Annotated in this window: 13 protein-coding genes and 2 tRNA genes; 2 read left to right on the plus strand and 13 right to left on the minus strand. The window is 42.2% G+C overall.

Going from position 1 to position 18,296, the window contains the following annotated elements; all coding sequences use genetic code 11:
- The first annotated feature begins 182 nt into the window (after positions 1-182).
- A complete protein-coding gene (locus GJV22_RS13145; protein ID WP_163714170.1) occupies positions 183-527 on the plus strand; it encodes a DUF6249 domain-containing protein in 345 nt (114 codons plus the stop codon).
- Positions 528-603: 76 nt separating this feature from the next.
- On the opposite strand, the gene GJV22_RS13150 is transcribed toward GJV22_RS13145, so the two are convergent.
- Positions 604-2,955: a beta-galactosidase gene (locus tag GJV22_RS13150; protein ID WP_205461866.1), complete on the minus strand. Its 2,352-nt coding sequence runs from the start codon at positions 2,953-2,955 to the stop codon at positions 604-606.
- Between the two features lie 429 nt (positions 2,956-3,384).
- On the opposite strand from GJV22_RS13150, the gene GJV22_RS13155 reads away from it, so the two are divergent.
- Entirely contained in the window at positions 3,385-4,584 is a 1,200-nt protein-coding gene (locus GJV22_RS13155; RefSeq protein WP_163714172.1) for an FG-GAP repeat domain-containing protein, read from the plus strand.
- 122 nt (positions 4,585-4,706) lie between these two features.
- On the opposite strand, the gene GJV22_RS13160 is transcribed toward GJV22_RS13155, so the two are convergent.
- The 12 genes from GJV22_RS13160 to GJV22_RS13215 all read right to left on the minus strand — a co-directional run bounded on the left by GJV22_RS13160 (position 4,707) and on the right by GJV22_RS13215 (position 18,201).
- Positions 4,707-4,780: transfer RNA gene (locus tag GJV22_RS13160), tRNA-Asp, on the minus strand.
- A 27-nt stretch (positions 4,781-4,807) separates the two neighbouring features.
- Positions 4,808-4,881: transfer RNA gene (locus GJV22_RS13165), tRNA-Asp, on the minus strand.
- 200 nt (positions 4,882-5,081) lie between these two features.
- A complete protein-coding gene (locus tag GJV22_RS13170) occupies positions 5,082-5,990 on the minus strand; it encodes a metallophosphoesterase (RefSeq protein ID WP_163714174.1) in 909 nt (302 codons plus the stop codon).
- Positions 5,991-6,076: 86 nt separating this feature from the next.
- Complete coding sequence (locus tag GJV22_RS13175; RefSeq protein WP_163714176.1) at positions 6,077-7,753, minus strand: ribulokinase; 1,677 nt, start codon at positions 7,751-7,753, stop codon at positions 6,077-6,079.
- Positions 7,754-7,844: 91 nt separating this feature from the next.
- Positions 7,845-8,531 (minus strand): L-ribulose-5-phosphate 4-epimerase, encoded by a 687-nt coding sequence (araD, locus tag GJV22_RS13180; protein ID WP_163714179.1) that lies wholly within the window; start codon positions 8,529-8,531, stop codon positions 7,845-7,847.
- A 172-nt stretch (positions 8,532-8,703) separates the two neighbouring features.
- Entirely contained in the window at positions 8,704-10,425 is a 1,722-nt protein-coding gene (locus GJV22_RS13185; RefSeq protein ID WP_163714182.1) for a sodium:solute symporter, read from the minus strand.
- Positions 10,426-10,456: 31 nt separating this feature from the next.
- Positions 10,457-11,971 (minus strand): L-arabinose isomerase, encoded by a 1,515-nt coding sequence (gene araA / locus GJV22_RS13190; protein WP_163714185.1) that lies wholly within the window; start codon positions 11,969-11,971, stop codon positions 10,457-10,459.
- A gap of 41 nt (positions 11,972-12,012) precedes the next feature.
- Positions 12,013-12,726, minus strand: a complete 714-nt coding sequence (locus GJV22_RS13195; RefSeq protein WP_163714188.1) for an NUDIX hydrolase — start codon at positions 12,724-12,726, stop codon at positions 12,013-12,015.
- Between the two features lie 174 nt (positions 12,727-12,900).
- The gene (locus GJV22_RS13200) at positions 12,901-14,184 is read right to left on the minus strand and encodes an MFS transporter (RefSeq protein WP_238480332.1); all 1,284 of its coding nucleotides are present in this window, start codon (positions 14,182-14,184) and stop codon (positions 12,901-12,903) included.
- Positions 14,185-14,603: 419 nt separating this feature from the next.
- A complete protein-coding gene (gluP, locus tag GJV22_RS13205) occupies positions 14,604-15,818 on the minus strand; it encodes a glucose/galactose MFS transporter (protein ID WP_163714191.1) in 1,215 nt (404 codons plus the stop codon).
- 33 nt (positions 15,819-15,851) lie between these two features.
- Positions 15,852-17,141 (minus strand): galactokinase, encoded by a 1,290-nt coding sequence (locus tag GJV22_RS13210; protein ID WP_163714194.1) that lies wholly within the window; start codon positions 17,139-17,141, stop codon positions 15,852-15,854.
- Between the two features lie 16 nt (positions 17,142-17,157).
- A complete protein-coding gene (locus GJV22_RS13215; RefSeq protein WP_163714198.1) occupies positions 17,158-18,201 on the minus strand; it encodes a UDP-glucose--hexose-1-phosphate uridylyltransferase in 1,044 nt (347 codons plus the stop codon).
- Between the last annotated feature and the right edge of the window lie 95 nt (positions 18,202-18,296).

Here is an 18,296-nt window from a genome sequence, read left to right on the forward strand (position 1 = left end):
AACAAATTTTCACCCCTACTGCTGCACATTCAAAATCTCGTTCACCATTGGTAAACGAGAGACTCGAATATTAAAATGAAGGAACCAACACAAAAAATATCACAAATGTTGTAACCAGCGAAAGGAAGCTGCGTCATAAGATCGAATTTGAAAAATAAAGTAACAATTAAAAATAAAAAGTCATGTTAGCAGGTATTCTAATTCCATTAAGCTTTTTCGCACTGGTTTTCGGTTTGTTGTATATGTATTGGACTACTCGTCACAAAGAACGATTAACCATGCTTGAAAAAGGAGCCGACCCTCGTTTATTCCGCACAAAAATGCCGAATACAACGTTTTTCACCATGAAACTTGGTCTCTTATTCATTGGAGTAGCAATAGGTGTCTTGTTAGGAAGCATTTTACAAAGTACGACTAACTTAGATGAAGGAGCAGCCTACGTTTCGATGATCTTCCTATTTGGAGGTATCGGCCTCGTGGCTGGCTACATTATTCAATCCAAGAAGATAGAAAAGAAAGAAGTTTAAAGCCCTTTTTTAGTCAGTTAAATAGAAAGAGCAGTGTCAAATGACACTGCTCTTTCTATTTAATCCAAAAGGGAAGCTACTTTGTAACCAAGTCATTTCCAACAAATATTTTATAGTCTTTTATTCTTCCGGGACCATTTTCGTCCATACGCGGAACATAGGTAAACCCTGATATATCTTCCTCTCCTCCCAAATCGATTACCAGACAGTGAGGAAAATTGGGTTTCTCCGAACTCCATGATGTATGCCAATAGTTAAAAGTTTGGCCATCAATCGCGTTTTCAGCTATTCCATTTTCTCCGATTGATTCTTCACTGCTCACATAGGCAATGGTCCACTTTTGATGACTAATCGCCTCGCCTTGTGCATCGAGAATATCCAATTCAGCAATTGCTGCAAAAGGTTGTCCATTTTGCGAGCTGGTTGGTTCAATGCAAAAGAAGCGTCCTTTTACATTTTTGGGAAGCATAACCGTTTGCGATTCTCCTCCCGGCTTGAAGGCTGAAACCAAATTAGCTTTTTTGTTCTCAATGTTTAGATTTACCTTCGGACGTTTGGTTCCTGAGAAATCTTTATCCGGCCGAAGTTGATCCAATACCGGTTCTTTTACACCGGAAATAACCATCTTTTCCGGTCCAACAATATCCAGCACCATAATTTCGTTTTCGCTTTTCTTTAACCATGGTGACGGCAAATACATTGTTTGCGTAGGCCCGATGTTCCAGTAACGTCCCAAACAATGGCCATTCACCCAAACAACACCCTTTCCCCAGGTCGAAACATCAAGATAAGTATCACCAACAGTGTCAATATCGAATGTTCCTTTCCAGATTCCCGGCTTTGTATTTGGAGTTTCCGATGCCGAAAATTTCAATCCTGAAAGCCACTGATCGTTGTAGTCGATATTGAATACTTCCCATTTAGAAGTTGAAATTGTTTTGCCGTCGGCTTTAAACAGAATAGGGTCATTCAAGCCTTTGCGGTCGTGTACCTCTTTTCCGAAGTTGATACGCCCCATTGCATGCACAAAAATGTCGATTGTAGCTTCTTTTGAACGAGCAGGGATAGTTACCTGATAGTTTCGTTTACGGCGATCCATAATACCGACCTGTTCCCCGTCGACATAAACCCAGGCAAAGTCATTAGCTGCTCCAACACTCAACTTACATTCAGGGCCAGCAGAAAGTTTTGTGCGGTATATAATACTCCCCTGTGCCTGATCATAGTATTCCATTGATTTGGGTTCGCTTGTTTCAACTGCTCTGGGAAGGTTATCAAACACAGGAGCAAAACTGGTTAAAGTAACTTCCGGAAAAGCAACCATCTCCGCAGCAGCCGGAGGCTCAGATAGTGCCTCTTCATTCGGCATCAAGTATTTTGAGATAAGCTCACGCGTTTCAAAGAATTTAGGCGTAGTGTGGCCTGCTTCACTAATTGGCGCCCCGTAGTCGTAACTGGAACAATCGGGTTTAAACGGACGATCGGCGCCACCCCAAAAGCCAAAGGACGTGCCTCCGTGCGCCATGTAAATTGAAAAGGAGGCTCCTTCTTTCAACATATATTCCAAATCGCGCAAATAGGGTTCCGTGTTGCCGAAGGTATGTGGTGTTCCCCAGGTATCAAACCAACCGGAATAAAATTCGCCACACATTAGAGGACCTTCAGGCTGCACTTCCCGCAACTTTTTAAAACCATCTTCCGGATCGGCACCAAAGTTCACCACCTGAAACAGATCCTCGCGATAACCCTTTTTAAGGGTGTGTTTCGGGTTGCAGGCAAACAAAGGAACGTCGAACCCGGCGTCCAACACAGCTTGACGCATAATGCCCATATATTCTGCATCGTCAGCATAAAATCCGTACTCATTTTCAACCTGAACCATCAAAATAGGACCACCTTGCGTTATTTGAAGCGGTGTCAGAACACGACCAACTTCTTTTAGATAACGCTGACACGCGTCAACATAACGTGGATCTTTTGATCGTAATGCAATATCATCGTTCTTCAATAACCACCAGGGCAAACCTCCCATCGTCCATTCGGCACAGGTATACGGCCCTGGACGAAGGATCACCCAAAGACCTTCCTCCTGTGCCATTTTACAGAACTCGGCAACATCGGCTTGTCCTTCCCAAGTAAACTCACTGGGGGTACGCTCATGATAATTCCAAAATAAGTAAGCACAAACCGTATTCATCCCTAAAGCTTTGGTCATTTGAAGCCGTTGACGCCAATATTCTTTCGGTACGCGGGCAAAATGGAGTTCGCCACAACGAATCTGGAAAGCTTGATTATCCAGCAAAAAATCATTTTTGCCGATTTCAAACGTGTGCTTGGGAGTTTGTTCCTCCTGGCAAGAGCTTAGAGCCATTAAGCCCAAAAAACACATCGTAAAGAATACTGTACTAAGGAAGTTTATTTTACGCATAATGATCAAATAGAATTTGTAATTAGTCTTTTTCGATAAAGGAGTACAAACAAATGTATCATTTTTAGCATATCGAACCGACTCAAACAAATACTTAACAGGTTGTTTGTCGAATACGTGCTATTTTTTGTGAAAAATATATCAAGAGAAGGAATAAAACGGGAACAAATAGCGCCTGTGATTACTGCGAAAAACTGAAACTATTAATCTGTGAAGCGACAAAACCAGTTTAATTTTTCCGTGAGATCGGCCAATTAAACGGCGTCTAAAAAAAACGCTATTTCACTAGAATTTCACCTTTTGTCAACTATCTGAAAATAATCACACTAATATGAAATGAAATCAAACAAATTCTGACCAAACTATTTTTTCATTAAACATATCACGATGTTTGGCGTTACACCCTCTAATAATCGAGAAAATTATTTTATGAAAAAGAATTCAATCAATCTAATTGCGCTACTGCTTATTTCAAGCTTTATTTATTCCTGCTCTGACGATAGCGATGACTCTGTCACTTCAACAACCGACCTGGGCATAGCGGCAAGTGCCGATGCAGACATGGGAAGTTCTAACTCGTATTCAAACCAGGTAGACATCCAGGTTTACTATTGGAACATGCCGGGTGATGCTTCAACCTATGGAAGTTTAAGAGATGCCATTGCGTATCTCGATGCCAATCATGATGGCTTAACCGACGTTTTTATGGCTACCGGGGAGTACTTGCTCGACGGAGAAGTGGACTGTATCCTGGCTTTAAACGACGGCAATGGCGGTTTCTACAATTCCCGCTCAGAGTTTAACGACGACATGCCTCCGGCAACGCACGCCCGCAAAACCATTGCCGGAGATTTTAACAACGATGGACTGACCGACCTTTTCGTGTTTGACCACGGTTACGATGCCAATCCCTATCCGGGCAGCTATTGTAAATTAATCATTCAAGATTCGGCTGGCTCGTTCAGTTGGAGCCGTATGAGCGAAAAAGGCTTCTTCCATGGAGGTGCTGCGGCCGATATTGATAACGACGGAGACCTTGATATTTTTGTGGGGGGACATGATCCATTTTTCTACATAAACGATGGAAACGCCAATTTCACTGCTACTACCGATCGTTTCGACAACAGCATCGATAAAGTGTTTACCGCGGAGCTAATCGATGTTGACGAAGATGGCTACATTGATTTATTGGTCGGCGCGCACGAGCAAGATGGAGACGGTACCTCAATCTACTGGGGTAGAAGTACCGGGTCATACACTAAGGCCGATCGAACTATTTTAACCGCTTACACCTCTTATGGCACGGTGTTGGATTTCGATGCAGCCGACTTTGATAACGATGGCGATCGTGACCTGGTCGTCAACCGCACTGGCGGAGGCAGCAGCAACTTCTACGTTGGTAGTATAATTCAATTACTGGAAAATGAAGGAAACCGCGCTTTTACTGACGCAACAAGTCAAATAGATGTTCCCGGCGGATCAGAAATAGCCTGGTTTCCTTGGTTGAGAGTGCAGGATATCGATGATGATGGCGACATTGACATTTTCCCCGACGACTTGGGAGATAACTTCAAACTAGTGAACGACGGATCAGGCAACTTTACGAAAGAAGCGATTTACAACTACTAAGATATTGATCAAAATGACCGACACAAAAAAGATGGAATTTTAACATTGAAATTCCATCTTTTTTGTGTCGTATTTGTATAAAATAAAAACGAGGACCACTCTGATGAGCAATCCTCGTTAAGCGGTGCGGACGGGATTCGAACCCGCGACCCCCGGCGTGACAGGCCGATATTCTAACCAGCTGAACTACCGCACCTAAAAGTACTTTTATTCATCGAAAATGCGGTGCGGACGGGATTCGAACCCGCGACCCCCGGCGTGACAGGCCGATATTCTAACCAGCTGAACTACCGCACCAAATTGAATGGTTTTTCGTCGATTTTAAAAGTACTTTTTCTTAGAACGAACCTCCTGAAATCCGTTTCTCAAAAGGCTTTGCAAATATAGAGTTTCTTTTTTTCTCTGCAATAGGAATGAAAAAAAAATAGCTAAAAATATTCGCTTCTTTTTTCACTCTAAAAATAACAGACTAAGTATCAGTCAGAATGAATAGCAAGTTAACTAATCAAATTTTTTTCATCCAGTAGTTTTTCGCCATTCCACCGGTAAGCTGTCAATTTCCCACACCGACTAACACATGAATCTAAACAGCAAACATTTGATTTAATGATACTTGCAGCATCTCTCATGCAGTAGTGCCCAAAAAACACAATCGGATCATCTACCGGATACGGATTGCGATGATTTACAATCTCTTGTGGAATATGATAATCCGGTAACTCAAATCGGCTTTCAAAGGACAGAGATTGAAAGGTTTTTCCCTCCGGGTTTTCCCACCAACGAGATCGAAACGAACGGTGAGCACGTCCCTCTTTATCAAAAATCAACAAATCGTGGGGTAACTGGAAGTCGATTCCTTTGCAGGTTTCCCAAAAAGCCTTCGATAAAGGGTGATTATTTTTAGCAATCAACTTAAGTGATTTCTTCTTCAATTTGGGCTCATCCAGGTTTTCCTTTAGAAGAGCAATATTATCGTCCTGCCAACAAGCGTGAACCAAACGGATACCTTCAAACTCCAAGTACATTGGAAGTGTTCTCATCCACGCAATGTGATCTTTCCACTTGCCACGTTCGCTTGCAAATTCAGCCAGGGTTGGATTCAAATCTAAGCGCAATCGCGACCACTTTTTACTGATATGCTTTCCTTCTTTATCCAGTAAGCTGTAAAAAAGCGCGTTCACTTCGTGATTTCCAAGAATGGCATAAGCTGCACCATTCTCAACCATATCACGAATAATTTGGATGGTTTCTTTTATTCTGGGTCCGCGATTGATAAAGTCGCCCAGAAAAATTGCCTTACGCTCGGGGTGACTGTACAATTTGCCATTCGATGTATACCCCATCTGTTTTAGCAAATCTTTCAGCATTCCGGCCTGGCCATGTACGTCTCCGATTATATCATACATAGGAACAAAAAAGCCCGGTTTTAGCCGGGCAATTTATTACTTTTTTCATGAAATGCAATCTTATAACGGATTACAATTATAAAGATTTAACGTGTCAGATTTTGTTCTATAAACTGACCTAGTGCCTGATACTTTTCATAAATGACCTGGTATTTGACAGCATTTTCAGGAATTGGGTGATATTCGGATTCAAATCCTCCACCCATTTTTTCCTGAGCCTCGTCGGTTGTTGCATAAATACCGGCAACAACGGCAGCAGCCATCGCTGAACCTAAAGCACAGGCTTGCTCTGAGCGGGCAACTTTAATTGGCATATTCAGCACGTCACAAACAATCTGCATCACCAACTTCGATTTTTTAGCAACACCACCTAAGGCAATTACACCTTTAATTGGTACACCTTGCTCGATGAAACGATCAACAATGGCTTTCGAACCGAAAGCAGTCGCTTCAACCAAAGACCGGAATATACGCGGTGCGTCTGTTCCCAGACTTAAACCGGCCAATGCTCCTTTTAGGTTTTGGTTGGCATCGGGTGTACGACGACCATTCATCCAGTCAATCGCCAATACGCCTTTTTCATCGATTGGTAATTCTTCCGCAGCCTTACTAAGCTCCAAAATCATTTTGTCAGAAAGCTCCTCCAACACTTTTTCACGAGTAGCCTCATCAAGCAATTCAGTCTGACCAATAACCTGCGCTGCAGGCCACATCAAAACCTTTTTAAACCACGCGTAAATATCGCCAAAAGCAGATTGGCCGGCTTCCATTCCGAGCATACCCGGCACAACCGATCCGTCAACCTGTCCGCAAATACCGGCAATCAGTTTATCACCCACTTCTTCGGTTGGGGCAACCAACATATCACAAGTTGAAGTTCCCATTACTTTACTCAGATAATAAGGTTCAATTTGTGCACCAACAGCTCCAAGGTGTGCATCGAAAGCGCCTACACCAACTACAACATCAGTTGATAAGCCAAGCTTTTCGGCCCATTCAGGAGTCAAGTTGCCTACAGCGACATCACAGGTATATGTTTCTTTAAACAAGCGATCGCGCAATCCGCTTAAAATCGGATCAAGAGCCACTAAGAACTCTTCGGTAGGTAAACCACCAAAAGCCTCATGCCACATCGCTTTATGGCCAGCCGCACAACGGCTACGCTTCATTGTCTTTGGACGTGTTTTACCGGTTAAAACAGCCGGAATCCAGTCGCAATGTTCCACCCATGAGTTGGCAGCACGCAAGACACCTGCATCAGCACGTGACACATGCAAAATTTTTGACCAGAACCATTCAGAAGAATAAATTCCACCTTCGTACATGGTGAAGTCAATCTTCCAGTTTTTAGCCAAAGCATTGATCTCATCTGCTTCTTTTACGGCTGTATGGTCTTTCCAAAGCACAAACATGGCATTTGGATTTTCTTCAAAACCAGCAGTCAGAGCCAATGGGGTTCCTTTTTCGTCAACAGCTACCGGAGTCGAACCTGTTGTGTCGATTGAAATACCAACGATATTTTCAGCCACTCCGGCCGGAGCTTGTTTCAGGGCTTCAATAACCGTGTATTCCAATCCTTCCAGGTAATCCAACGGGTGCTGGCGAAACTGGTTTTCATGAGGAACGCAATACATCCCTTTCGCCCAACGTGGGTAAGGAAATACAACGCTGGCAATTTCTTCTCCGGTTGCCACGTCTACAATTAATGAACGTACCGAGTCAGATCCATAATCTAAGCCGATCGTATATTTAGTTTGGGTCATCGCAAATTAGTTTTTAATTTTTTATTGAATTCAGGAATGCCGCCGCTTTCAGTTCTTCCAAAGAACCAACAAACAGCGAAGGTCTGATACCTTATTTTTGACCGTAATAAGCATTAGCGCCGTGTTTGCGCAAAAAGTGCTTATCCAGCAATGTTTGAGACATTTCAGTATTTGGGTTAAGCTGGAAAGAGCGGAAAGTCATTTTCGCAACTTCTTCCATGACTACAGCATTATGAACTGCATCATGCGCATCCTTACCCCATGAAAACGGAGCATGGTTATTCACCAAAACACCTGGAACATAATCCGGATTTAAACCTTTGAAACATTCAACGATTACATTTCCGGTTTCGAGTTCATAAGCGCCCTTAATTTCTTCGTCAGTCATTTTACGGGTACAAGGAATTTCGCCGTAAAAGTAATCAGCCTGGGTGGTTCCAATATTCGGAATTGCTTTTCCGGCTTGCGCCCAGCTTGTAGCCCATTCGGAGTGCGTATGGACAATACCACCAATATTTTCAAAATTTTTATATAAAACCAAGTGTGTCGCCGTATCTGATGATGGCTTATATTTTCCTTCCACAACGTTTCCATCCAAGTCGAGAACAACCATATCATCCGGACTCATGCCGTCATAGGCAACACCGCTGGGTTTAATCACAACCAACCCTTTTTCACGGTCAATCCCGCTCACATTTCCCCAGGTAAAAATAACCAGCCCGTGTGCGACCAAGTCTAAATTTGCCTGACAAACCTCTTCTTTCAATTTTTCTAACATCTTTTCTTCTTTTTAAATTGAATCGGAACTCCTTCCATTGATTTAAAAACACAGCAGGACAATTGCACCACCTGCCGGAATAAAAGAGAAAGGAACCGGCCACCTTTGAAGTGTACCGGGTTCCAATCTGTTATTGTTATATGCTACTCATGATTCAATATTCCGAGCGTTATTACCAAAAGTAAATGTAGAAGGCTACAGTAATACCAATGATAACAACAGAATGGACGACATCCCACTTATTCCAACTGCGGCGAGTTGCTTCTTTGTCTTCGCTGGATGCAGATGAGAATGTTAAACCTTTCAATTGTTCTGGTGAAGCAGGCTTTGTAAACTTACTAACCACCATTACAACAATAATACTGAAGACTAACATACCACCACTGAAGAACAACCAGTTGATGTCGTAGAACAAGGTATAAAAGAAGTTATTCACTCCTTTTTCAGCAGCCCAAAGCTTTACATCAGTATAACCGGCATGTCCGGCCAAGGTCGAATATAATACTTTAGCACCTAAACGCGTTACACCGACAATAAATCCGGCGATCATCCCCCACATACCACCTTTGGGTGTTGGTTTCGATGACAGGATACCCAATAGGAAGGCCGCCGCAATACCCGGTGCCAATACCGATTGAACGTCCTGCAGGTAAGTATATAATACATCACCGATGCTACGCATAATCGGGATCCAAAGGATACCCAAAATAACAATCACGACTGTTGCCATACGACCTACCCGAAGTAATTTCGATTCGCTTGTATCGGGTTTATATTTTTTATAGAAGTCGATGGTAAACAACATCGCCGACGAGTTAAAAAGAGACGCTAATGAACTCATCAAGGCAGCCAGAATACCGCAAACAACCAATCCTTTAACACCGGCGGGCAAAAGTTTCGCTACCAGAGTTGGGAATGCAGCATCGGCATTTGGAGCACCTCCGTCCATCAAAGGCAGGAAGCTACCTGTTTTTTGATGTATCGCAAAGGCAATCATACCAGGAATCATGAAAAGGAACACCGGAGTTAATTTCAGGTAAGCGCCGAAGATGGTACCGCGACGAGCTTCCCGTTCGTTTTTCCCTGACAAAACCCGTTGTACGATAAACTGGTCGGTACACCAATACCAGAAACCAATTACTGCAGATCCCATGAATACACCTAACCACGGGAACTGAGAATCCCGGTTACTCCGAATTAGGTTGGCCATGCTATCGCCATAATCGTTAACAGGAACAGCTCGGGTGATGCGCATCATTTCGCCCCATCCACCTACTTCTTTCAAGCCTAGATATACAATGATAATAGAACCCAACAACAAGATAGGAGTCTGAAGAACAGAAGTGTACAACACGGATTTCATCCCGCCGATTACGGTATAAACAGCTGTCAATAAAACCAAGCCAATCGCTGAGATCCAGAAGAAGTCGATTCCCCACATGGTTTCAATTCCGAAAACCTGTTGGAAAACCAATCCACCGGCATAAACAGTAACAGCAACTTTGGTTAATACATAGCTAATTAAGGAGATCAGGGAAAGAATTGTCCTTGATTCTTTGTTATACCGTCGTTCGAGGAACTCAGGCATAGTTGACACCATACTGCGTGAATAGAAAGGTACAAAAACCCATCCGAGGATAAGAATCATCCACCCTTGAATCTCCCAGTGTGCCATTGCCATCCCACTGGAGGCACCGGCACCAGCCAATCCGATTAAGTGTTCTGATCCGATGTTCGACGCAAAGATTGATGCACCGATTGCGATCCAGGAAGCATCGCGACCCGCCAGGAAGTAGTCACCTGAAGTTTCTTCTTTTTGGAGGAAAACCCAAGTAATAATTCCGATTAAGGCTAGCGCGAAGATCCCAATAACGATCCAGTCTAATAAAGCCATTTAGTTATAGTTTTAGATTATTTATAGTTGATTAAATTCCTTTAGCCAGGTGATAATACAAGTCATTCCACTTCAATTCTTTCTTGAATTCCGGAATTGTAGTGTCCTTATCGATAACGATAGCCTCAATGCCTGCCATTTCTGCAAAATCCTGCAAATCTTCAACGGTTAAGTCGTATGAGAAACTTGTATGGTGTGTTCCGCCTGCTAAGATCCACGCAGCTGCACCAACTTCAAAGTTTGGTTGCGGAATCCAAAGTGCACTAGCTACAGGAAGCTTAGGAAGCTCTTTTGATTCGATACAATCAACAGCGTTAATAATCATACGAAAACGGCTACCCATATCGACAACAGTTGCTGCAACGCCAGGACCGGTTTTGCTGGTAAATACCAAACGAGCAGGATCATTTTTACCGCCAATACCCAATGGGTGAACTTCTAATTTTGGTTTGTGGTCAGCAATTAAAGGACAAACTTCCAACATGTGTGCTTGTAAAATTGCACTGTTTTCGCCATCAAAGTTCAAGGTGTAATCTTCCAGGAAAGAACATCCTTTGTAATTAGGCATCCCTTGGCTCATAAACCACATCTGACGACACAAAGCAGCTGTTTTCCAGTCACCTTCGGCACCAAAGCCATATCCGTCAGCCATCAAACGCTGAGAAGCCAACCCTGGCAATTGATCTACACCCTCTAAATCGTCGAAGTTCGTCGTGAAAGCTTTTGCACCTTTTTTCTCCAGGTAACGACGCAAACCAATTTCGATACGCGCTGCTTTTACCACTTGTTCGCGGTCTTTACCACCTTCTTTACAGTTGTCAGCCAACTCGTAATCTTGCTCATATATTTTAACCAATGCAGCTACGTCTTCGTCGCTTACGTTATCCTGAACAGATACGAAGTCTGCAATCGGGCTATAGTCAACATGGTAACCGAAAACTCTCTCAGCTTCAACTTTGTCACCGTCTGTTACAGCAACGTTGTTCATTTGGTCGCCGAAACGAATGATCAACATGTCTTGAGAATCAGCCCATGCAGCAGCGACGCGTGACCAGCCAGCTACTTTTGCAACAACTTTAGGATCTTGCCAGTGACCGACAACAATTTTGCGTTCCATACGCATACGAGACATGATGTGGCCAAACTCTCTATCACCGTGTGCACTTTGGTTCAGGTTCATGAAATCCATGTCGATATCGTTCCATGGAATTTCTTTGTTGTATTGTGTATGTAAGTGAAGAATTGGTTTACGTAATTCCTGAAGTCCGTGAATCCACATTTTCGCAGGCGAGAACGTGTGCATCCAGGTAATTACACCGATGCAGTTTTCTGCACTATTTGCTTGTTTACAAATTGTATGAATTTCTTTTGATCCTACTCCGGTAGGTTTAACAACTACTTTTACCGGGATATCTGAAGATTGGTCGAATGCAGCAGCAATTTCTTTTGAATGTTCTGCAACTTGTTCCAACGTTTTTGGACCGTACAAGTGTTGACTACCTGTTACAAACCAAACTTCTAATTTATTCAAATCCTGTGTTGACATTGTGATAAAATTTAAGCGTTATTTTATTGATTTATTTCTCTTTATACTTTTATAATTCTTCCAATTTCCTTATCCGGCATTTCTGCATTTTCATCGTAGCTGTAATAAAATGCACCCTTTTTCGATTCGGTTGAATCTTTCTTGTTGTGACGTTTCAAGACTCCCAGAGACAAAACCTTTTTTCTGAAATTTCCTGGATCCATACTGCGGAGAAAGATTGCTTCGTACAAGCCACGCAATTGTGTGAGGGTAAACATTTCGGGCAATAATTCAGGCCCTATAAGCTGATAACCGGCTTTTTGCTGCAATTTAGCCAAGGCTTTACTTACAATTTCGTCGTGGTCAAAAATCAAATCCGGTTTGTCTTTAATCGAAAACCAGTCAGCACCATACTGATGAACAATTTCTTCATCGTGATCGTCCAAACGAATCAAAGCGTAATAGGCTATACTGATTACCCGGGCCGCTGTCTCACGATCGGGTTTCGAGAAGGCTGCCACCTGATCCATGTAAATTTCATCAAGGCCGGTTGTTCTTTTCAATATTCGTTCGGCCGCTTGGTCTGATGATTCATCCTTCTGAATAAACCCTCCCAGCAATGACCAATTTCCCTTTGAAGGTTCAAAACTCCTCGGGTATAATAAGAGTTTCAAATCGCCATCCTTGTATCCAAAAATTACACAGTCGACAGCGACATAATGCTGGGGGTGCTCCCCATACAATTCATTTAGCAGAGTTTGATTATTCAGTTCCATCGGCATCAAAATTATAAAAGTACAACTTACTTTTATTGTCTTTTTCAGTTTTTTTTCGCTATAATGTTTTACAACATAAAAGGCCCATCAAACAATCCGAAGACAGTCTCATGAGCCTTATATATTATCAAGCTAAGCAACCCTGTTGGATCGCTTAGCAGTATGTATTACTATTTATAACACAGGAATATCTTTATTCACATTTTTACTACCAATCAGTGAATAATAAAATAGGTAAGCCAGTCCAAGGAATGGAACCCAGTAGGAAACCATATACCCCATATTGTCAGCCACCGCATTTTGGACTAGTGGTAAAATACCACCTCCAACGACCATCGTCATAAAAATACCGGAAGCAGATGCTGTAAATTTCCCCAAGCCTTCAACTGCCAAATTAAAGATTCCACCCCACATTACAGAAGTGCAAAGTCCAATCAAAACAAGGAACATGGCATTAATAGGTACATTTGCCAATCCCAATGAGATACCATTGGCTGTACTTTGAAATACAGGAATTGAAACAGTGGTTGTAATCGGTAAAACAATTGCCATAAGAGCCAAAATCATACCAATACCTGAGGCTGTAATCAACATCGTCTTACTCGAAACCTTTCCTCCAATAGACGCACCGACAAAACGCCCAACAAGCATCAAAAGCCAATAAGTTGCAACAACGGTACCTGCTGTTGCAGCGTCCAGGCCTCCGGCGTTAGCATCTGCCAGAAAGAAGAACATAGTTCCGGGAACACCAACTTCTACTCCAACATAAATACCAATTCCAACGGCTCCCATCACAAAGTGGCGGAATGACCAGGCACTATATTTTGACTTTTCTTTTACTTCTTCTCCGGTTGACAAGTGTGGTTCAGGAATACTTACAAAAGAAAGTACGATACCTACTAACGCAAAAATCCCCATTGCCGTGAACATGACAGGGTTTACATCTTTAATTGATGTATTAGAGGTTACGACACCGACTAACATCCCAACTAACAAAGGAACCGAAGTACCCATCAATGAGTTAAAAGTAGCACCTACCTGAAGAAGTTGGTTTCCTTTTTTTCCGCCGCCACCAAGCGTATTCAACATCGGATTCACAACGACATTTAAAATACACATTGAGAAACCGGCAATGAAAGCACCTAGCAAGTAAACCAAGAAACTTTCAGCTATTCCGGACATATACTGCACGCCAACTCCAACAAAACCAACAACAATACCAAGCAATGCTGTTTTCTTGTAACCAATTTTCTCTAACAGTTTACCGGCAGGGATTCCCATAAATAAGTATGCCAGGAAGTTCGCAAAGTTCCCCAACATGCCTAAGAAATTCGAAGCCTGAAATTGAGACTTCACAACAACGCCCATTGGCGCAGCCAGATTCGTTACAAACGAGATCATACCAAAAAGTAAGATCATCATTAAAATCGGCAATCCATAACTTTTCTTTTGAGTCATAATAAATTAAGGTTTAGTGGTTGATTTAAAACCATTAATAATTTTAAAATTGTATTGCTTTAGGTTAAATAAAACGCTCTCTTATGTCATGAAAACACACTGCTCAACTGCTATATGTATTTTTGACATTTTAAATGCGAACCAAAAGTAAAGTATTTTTTAATCCCTCAAAACTATTTCAACCCAATTTTGGAGGACGAATGAAGCCGAAAAATCAAGACTAATTTGTCTTTTAACTCAGGAACAATACTCGAGTGCTCCAAAGATTCCCGTTGTCAGATTTCCTTTCAAAAGACAAAAACACAACAAGCATAAAAATGGAGATCATCTTGTCTCGGCAAGGCTTATCATTCCCTAAAAACATAAAAGAGGCGGTCAAACTTGGTTTGCCGCCTCTTATCTGACTATATGGTATGTCTTTAACTTCTGATTTTTGATCCTTTAGTTGCAAAGAACACCAGGTAAAGGTAATACACAAACAAACAACAAACAGCAGCAATCACTGTTCCTGTTGCCGTTTGAATAGCCCCCATGATTGGCATTAAAATAGCTGCACCAATTACTGAAGTTGCGATAATTCCGGAAGCCACATCTGCATGAGGTCCCAGGTCTTCCAAAGCCAAACTGTAGATCACTGGCCACATAATTGAGTGGAATAATCCAGTTCCCAGGAACAACCACATGCTAACATTACCGGTTAACAAAATTGCACCAGTCAACATTGCTGCACCACCGATCGCACAAATCGAAAGGATCAATGATGGCTTGGCTTTCTGAAGAACAAAAATACCAATCAAACGACCAACCATTAAACCACCCCAATAAAATTTCAGCATATCAGTGGTTGAAGTTGTAATCACAGCACCCGTCTTATTCGCAAAATCGGCAAAGAAACTTGGAATCCCAATTTCAATTCCCATGTATACGAAGATGGCCAATGAGCCCAACCACACGTGTGTGTATTTAAACGCACTTGACTTATGTTTTTCGTCACTTGCCTTTTCAGCCGCTTTTTGCTCGCTTTTAATATCAGGCAGTTTCAGGAAAAACATGATCACAAGAATAACCGTCGTTGCAATACCGATACCAATGAACGGATTTTTCACAATATCCTTGATCGCTGAATTTTCCAATACCTGGCCAGGTGCAAGCTCAGGAGTCACCAGCAAAATCGAAACAAAGATCGGAGCGATTACTGTTGCAACTGAATTCAAAGCATTGGTCAAAGTCAACCGACTTGCTGAACTTTCTTTAGGTCCTAATGCAACCACGTAAGGAGCAGCGGCAACCTGAAGAATAACAACACCAATGGCGAAAATTGAAACAGCACTCAAAAAGCCGTAGTATCCCAAAGCAACGCCGGGAATACAAGCGAAGAATCCGAGTGCAATCATCCCCAAACCGGAAAATATTGAAAAACGATAGCCAATTCTCTTAATTAAAAATCCAACTGGCACCGAAAGCACGTAGGCTCCGTAAAAAAAGGTATTCGGCAATTGTTTTTGAACGTCGTCCAGACCGAACGCGTTTTTCAGAAACTCAATTGTTGAGTTATTCATCGTTGTAATAAAGCCGAATAAAAAGAACAGCGAGGCCATTACAATCAACGGGAACAAATACTTGTTTTTGCTCATTTCTTTTAGTTTTTTGGTCTAAGTTTATAGTTGTTACAGGTCTAATTTGATCGAACCATTTGAGCGGATAAACAATTTATGACATTTGCCTTCACCATAAACGTGTTCCAAAGTAGAAACATATTTATCCAGTAAATCCTGCGGTACAAAAGCTTGAATGGTTCCGCCGAATCCACCGCCATGAACACGCCATGCGCCTTTTCCTTTCAGAACCATTTCACTCAATGCAAGTCCCAAAGAAACCACCTGTTCGTCTTTGTGCACCACATCGTAAATATTCTGATTGTACATGTATGAGCTGTAACCAGACTCAACCACCATTTTCAAGAAGCCTTCAAAATCGTTGTTTTCCAAAGCAGCGACCTGATCAACCACACGTTGATTATCTCCCTGGAAGTGATAAGCGCGCAAAATTGCACGGTCACCTGTTTTTTCACGAATTGCAGGAATCTTGTCTACAATTTGTTCCAAAGTTACTTCACGCAAAACACTGGCACCTAACTCAGCGGCAACCGATTTCATTTCAGTTGGTAATGATGCGTATTCAGCTTGAGATGCCGGATCGTCGTGGCCACCACCAACATCAGTAATAACCAATGCAAAACCGGTAGAAACAAAGTCAAAATCAACTTCTTTCACAATCGGATTAGCCGGATCTTTAAAATCGATAGTAATCAAACCACCAACAGAACAAGCTGTTTGGTCCATCAAACCACAAGGTTTTCCGAAGTAGTTGTTTTCTGCCCACTGACCAATAATGGCATTTTCAACAGCACTCATTTTTCCATCGTTGAACAGACTATTTACAATAGCACCAATCAACACTTCAAACGAAGCAGAAGAACTCAAACCGGAACCTTTCGGCACACGACCTTCAATGCAAGCATCGAAGCCACCAATTTGGTAGCCCAGCTCTTTCATGCGAGCGCAAATACCTTTCACCAAACTTGTGGATGTGTAGAACAAACTTTCGTCGATTGACAAATCGCTCAAGTCAACCTGAAATTCAGGATATCCGGCTGAAGTAATGCGAATAACGTTTGTTCCGTTGGCCGAAGCCACAGCAATATTGTCAAGGTTTACGGCTCCTGCCAAAACGCGGCCGAAATTGTGATCGGTGTGATTACCACCAATTTCTGTACGCCCCGGTGACGTAAACAAACTTACATCGTCTGTTCCGTAAATTTTCTCAAAATCAGTCATCAAAGCAGCATAACGATCTGCTTGCGTTTTTAATACAGGTGCTTCTGTTCCATAAAGTTCCTGAAACAATGGATTTTGTCCTCCATTGATCTTTTCTACTAAAGAACTAATTTTAGTCATAATCTATTTAATTGTTTTATTGGTGTTTATAATGTACGCTAGGTAATTCTCTTAATCGACGGGCTGCTTGCTCAGCTGTAATATCACGTTGGGGAGTCGCCAACATTTCGTAACCGACCATAAATTTTTTTACGGTAGCCGAACGCAACAATGGTGGATAAAAATGCATGTGTAAATGCCACTCGGGATAGTCCTTCCCATCGGTTGGCGCTTGATGCAAACCAGCAGAATAGGCAAATGATGTCTCAAACAGGTTGTCATATTTCACAGTCAACTGCTTGTAAATATCAGCCAAGGCAGTCCGTTCGTCATCGGTCAACTGCAAAATGTTCTGCACCGGACGCTTACTGATGATCATTGTTTCGAATGGCCAAACAGCCCAATAGGGTACTAAGGCAACAAAATGCTCATTCTCGGCCAGCAGTCGCTCTTTCTTCTCGAGCTCAGACGCCAAATAATCGCCCAACAGTGTGCGGCCATTCTTTTCGAAATATGTTTTTTGAGTAACTGATTCTTTTTCGGGTTCAACAGGAACCGAAGATGACGACCAAATTTGCCCGTGCGGGTGCGGATTTGAGCAGCCCATGATGGAACCTTTATTTTCAAAAATCTGTACGTAGTTGATCATTTCGTTGCTGCCGAGCTCTTCAAACTCGCGGCACCAAACATCAACAACTTTCCGAATATCTTCAACTTCCATTTCCGGAATGGTCAAACTGTGGTTATCGCTAAAGCAAATTACTTTACAAATGCCACTTTCACTTTTCGACTGAAACAAGCTTTCGCTGGTTCCGCCATCCGGCGTATCAGTCAGTAACGCACTAAAATCGTTTGTAAATACAAAAGTTCCTTTGTAATCCGGATTTTTGTGTCCCCCTACCCTTTCGTTTCCGGCACATAAATAGCAATCCGGATCGTAAGCAGGACGTTCTTCAACTACGGTCTTTTCAACTTGTCCCTGCCAAGGGCGTTTTGAGCGATGAGGAGAAACTAAAATCCAGTCGTTTGTTAACGGATTAAATCGTCTGTGAGGGTGATCTTCAATATTGAATTGTGTCATAAAATTTAAGTTTTTACCACTGGTAGGTACTGGTGGGTAAAATTAGAAATTTAAGCCAAGTCCGTTTCGGTTAAGTTTATGTTGTAGAGCATATG

The sequence above is a fragment of the Mangrovibacterium lignilyticum genome, assembly GCF_010882175.1.
GTDB lineage: Bacteria > Bacteroidota > Bacteroidia > Bacteroidales > Prolixibacteraceae > Mangrovibacterium > Mangrovibacterium lignilyticum.

Bases quoted from the DNA above. Each gene is read 5' to 3' on its own strand.
- GJV22_RS13145 (WP_163714170.1), top strand. From the start codon at position 183: ATGTTAGCAGGTATTCTAATTCCATTAAGCTTTTTCGCACTGGTTTTC.
- GJV22_RS13150 (WP_205461866.1), bottom strand. From the start codon at position 2,955: ATGCGTAAAATAAACTTCCTTAGTACAGTATTCTTTACGATGTGTTTT.
- GJV22_RS13155 (WP_163714172.1), top strand. From the start codon at position 3,385: ATGAAAAAGAATTCAATCAATCTAATTGCGCTACTGCTTATTTCAAGC.
- GJV22_RS13170 (WP_163714174.1), bottom strand. From the start codon at position 5,990: ATGTATGATATAATCGGAGACGTACATGGCCAGGCCGGAATGCTGAAA.
- GJV22_RS13175 (WP_163714176.1), bottom strand. From the start codon at position 7,753: ATGACCCAAACTAAATATACGATCGGCTTAGATTATGGATCTGACTCG.
- araD (WP_163714179.1), bottom strand. From the start codon at position 8,531: ATGTTAGAAAAATTGAAAGAAGAGGTTTGTCAGGCAAATTTAGACTTG.
- GJV22_RS13185 (WP_163714182.1), bottom strand. From the start codon at position 10,425: ATGGCTTTATTAGACTGGATCGTTATTGGGATCTTCGCGCTAGCCTTA.
- araA (WP_163714185.1), bottom strand. From the start codon at position 11,971: ATGTCAACACAGGATTTGAATAAATTAGAAGTTTGGTTTGTAACAGGT.
- GJV22_RS13195 (WP_163714188.1), bottom strand. From the start codon at position 12,726: ATGGAACTGAATAATCAAACTCTGCTAAATGAATTGTATGGGGAGCAC.
- GJV22_RS13200 (WP_238480332.1), bottom strand. From the start codon at position 14,184: ATGACTCAAAAGAAAAGTTATGGATTGCCGATTTTAATGATGATCTTA.
- gluP (WP_163714191.1), bottom strand. From the start codon at position 15,818: ATGAGCAAAAACAAGTATTTGTTCCCGTTGATTGTAATGGCCTCGCTG.
- GJV22_RS13210 (WP_163714194.1), bottom strand. From the start codon at position 17,141: ATGACTAAAATTAGTTCTTTAGTAGAAAAGATCAATGGAGGACAAAAT.
- GJV22_RS13215 (WP_163714198.1), bottom strand. From the start codon at position 18,201: ATGACACAATTCAATATTGAAGATCACCCTCACAGACGATTTAATCCG.